The sequence below is a fragment of the Desulfuromonadales bacterium genome (assembly GCA_035620395.1).
Lineage (GTDB): Bacteria > Desulfobacterota > Desulfuromonadia > Desulfuromonadales > DASPGW01 > DASPGW01.
Genome location: DASPGW010000232.1, coordinates 1 through 3,227 on the forward strand (window position 1 = coordinate 1; position 3,227 = coordinate 3,227).

The window sequence follows — 3,227 nt, forward strand, 5'->3', positions numbered from 1 at the left end:
TCTCGACCCGAATCCGCTTCGCACATCTCTTGATGTCGTACTTTTTCATTTACCCACCCTGTGTGCTATACAGCGTACCCCTTTCCAGTGAGATGAATATTCATCGAAGGGTAGGATTTTCTATAACTTTAGACCTAAAAAATCGTCCAGCCGCAGCCGCAGACTTCACCCTTCCTCCCAACATTTTGGGGTAAAGCTCCGGTCAGGACCTGCGCTGACGATACCGGTTTCATCAACAAAAAAGGGCCGTCCACTCTTGGACGACCCTGCCTCTTGCCTCTTGCCTCTTGCCTCTTGCCTCTTGCCCCTGGCCTGTCACCGGGCCGGCGGCTTGCCTTCCCCGTAGACGAGGCGCAGCGCCCGCTTGGTCCTTGCCGTCAGGCGAAACGGATTGATCGGCTTGGCGACGAAGTCGAAGTACCCCATGTCGAGAATCTTCGCCTCCTCTTCCGCCGCCGCCTTCGACGAAAGGGCGATGACGGGGATGTTGCGAGTGGCGGCGCTGGCCTGCAGGGCGCGAAACATCTCATAGCCGTCCATCCGCGGCATCACCGTGTCCGTAATGATCAGGTGTGGCTTCTGCTGCAGGGCAATCTTCAGCCCTTCCGCCCCGTTGCTCGCCTGCAACAGGCTGTAGCCCTCCTTGCGCAAGGCGGCGACGATGGCCAGGCGCACCATCTCCTGGTCGTCGACAACCAGAACCGTCCACCATTCGCTCTTTTCGGTCTGCTGGCCGGCCTGCAGATAGTGCCTGTTGACTGCCTCCTGGATATCGGCGGCGGTGGTGACACAGGGAACGATGCGCAGGCCGGTACGGAAGGCGACATTATCGATGGTATCCATGTCGAGGGGGTTCATCATCGCCAGGTAGAGGGTCTTGTCTTCCTGCTTGAGAGGAAAGATCATCGATTTGAGCGCCTGCTCGGCGTCGACCAGGGCCAGAAGTTCTGCCGGGAAAGCGAACTTGGCGAAATCGCGCACGAGCTTGTAACCGAACTGCCGGGAGAGGGCAGCGGCGATGTCCTTTTCGGAGATGGCCCCCATCTCCTCCAGCACGATCCCCAGTCGTTTGCTGGTCCCTTTCTGGCGCTCCAGAGCAGCCTGCACCGTTGCCTCGGTGATCGCCCCAGCTTCAACCAGGAGCTCACCGATGCGTTTGCGTTTGTTCATGTCATCCTCAGATTCACGGTCGGAGTCTTTTGTTGCAAAGGTTATACTTAATGATAAACCATTCTTTTCACAAGGTAAAAATGTGAAGACGCCGTTAATGTCGAGCAAAGCTGAACTCAGACCGTGACTTGCGACTCCCCTCCAACGGTCAGCCGGCCGGGTTGGCGTACGAAAGCGTCAAACCCTCGGCGCCGGCATCGACGGTGATGGTCGCCCCGTCGCGAATGTCGCCGGCGATCAGCGCCCGGCCGAGCCGGGTTTCGAGCTGGTGCTGCAGATAGCGCTTGAGCGGCCGGGCGCCGAAGACCGGGTCGTAGGCGGCTTCGGCAATGAAGTCGCGCGCCGCCTCGGTCAGCTCCAGGGCGATGCGGCGGCCGGTCAGACGCTGGCGCAGGTCGACGGTCAGCAGATCGACGATCGTCTTGATCTCGGCTCGAGTGAGAGGCTTGAACAGCACGATGTCGTCCACCCGGTTGAGAAATTCGGGCCGGAAATTCGCCCGCAGTTCGCGCAGGACGCTGTCCCGCGCCCCTTCCTTGATCTGCCCGTCGGCGGTGACCCCCTCCAGCAGGTACTGGGAGCCGATGTTGCTGGTCATGATGATGACCGTGTTCTTGAAGTCGACGGTACGCCCCTGCGCATCGGTCAGCCGGCCGTCGTCGAGGATCTGCAGCAGCACGTTGAACACGTCGTGGTGCGCCTTTTCGATCTCGTCGAAGAGGATGACGCTGTACGGCTTGCGCCGTACGGCCTCGGTCAGTTGCCCCCCCTCCTCGTAGCCGACGTAGCCGGGCGGGGCGCCGATCAGGCGGCTGACCGTGTGCTTCTCCATGTACTCGGACATGTCGATGCGCACCAGGTTTTCCTCCGAGTCGAAGAGCGCCTCGGCCAGGGTGCGGGCGAGCTCGGTCTTGCCGACCCCGGTGGGGCCGAGGAAGATGAAGGAACCGATCGGCCGGCGCGGGTCCTTGATGCCGGCGCGGGCACGGATCACCGCATCGGCGACCAGTTGCACCGCCTCGTCCTGGCCGACCACCCGCTGGTGCAGCACGTCGTCGAGCTTGAGCAGCTTCTCCCGCTCGCCCTCCACCAGCCGGGTCACCGGGATGCCGGTCCAGCGGGCGACGATCTCGGCGATCTCCTCCTCGGTCACCTCCTCGCGCAGCAGGCGCGGACCGGTCGCCTCGCCGCCGGTTTTCGCCTCCTGCTCCCTGAGCTGCTGCTCCAATTGCGGCAGGCGGCCGTGCTTGAGCTCGGCCGCCTTGTTCAGGTCGTACTGGCGCTCGGCGACCTCGATCTGCTGGCGCACCTTTTCGATCTCCTCGCGCAGTCCCTGCAGCTTCCTGATCGCCTCCTTCTCCGCATCCCACTGGGCCCTGAGGGTGTCGGCCCGGTGCTTCTGCTCGGCCAGCTCCTGCCGCAGCGTCTCCAGACGGGCCTTGCTCGCCGCATCCTTCTCCTTCTTCAGCGCCGCTTCCTCGATCTCCAGCTGCATGACGCGCCGGGTGACCTCGTCGAGCTCCTGCGGCATCGAGTCGATCTCGGTGCGGATGGTGGCACACGCCTCGTCGACCAGGTCGATCGCCTTGTCCGGCAGGAAGCGGTCGGTGATGTAGCGATGCGACAGGGTCGCCGCCGCCACCAGGGCGCCGTCCTGGATGCGCACCCCGTGGTGCACCTCGAAGCGCTCCTTGAGACCACGCAGGATGCTGACGGTGTCCTCGACGTCCGGCTGCTCGACCAGCACCGGCTGGAAGCGCCGCTCCAGCGCCGCATCCTTCTCGATGTATTTGCGGTACTCGTTCAGGGTGGTGGCGCCGATGCAGTGCAGCTCGCCGCGGGCGAGCATCGGCTTGAGCATGTTGCCGGCGTCCATGGACCCTTCGGCCTTGCCGGCGCCGACGATGGTGTGCAGCTCGTCGATGAAGAGGAGGATACGCCCGGCGCTCTCGCGAATCTCGGCCAGCACCGCCTTGAGCCGCTCCTCGAACTCGCCGCGGTACTTGGCGCCGGCGATCAGGGAACCCATGTCGAGCGCGTAGACGGTCTTGTTCTTG

2 protein-coding genes are annotated in these 3,227 nt (G+C 63.3%); both read right to left on the bottom strand.

The annotated features are described in order from the left end of the window. Positions 1-315: 315 nt before the first annotated feature. Positions 316-1,170, bottom strand: coding sequence for a response regulator (locus tag VD811_12785; protein HXV21855.1), 855 nt, complete (start codon positions 1,168-1,170; stop codon positions 316-318). A gap of 148 nt (positions 1,171-1,318) precedes the next feature. Further along, positions 1,319-3,227 (bottom strand): AAA family ATPase (locus VD811_12790; GenBank protein ID HXV21856.1); only part of this gene is annotated, 1,909 nt, incomplete at its 5' end.

What these genes read in the sequence shown, in the direction of transcription:
- VD811_12785 (HXV21855.1), bottom strand. Translation starts at nt 1,170, where the DNA reads ATGAACAAACGCAAACGCATCGGTGAGCTCCTGGTTGAAGCTGGGGCG.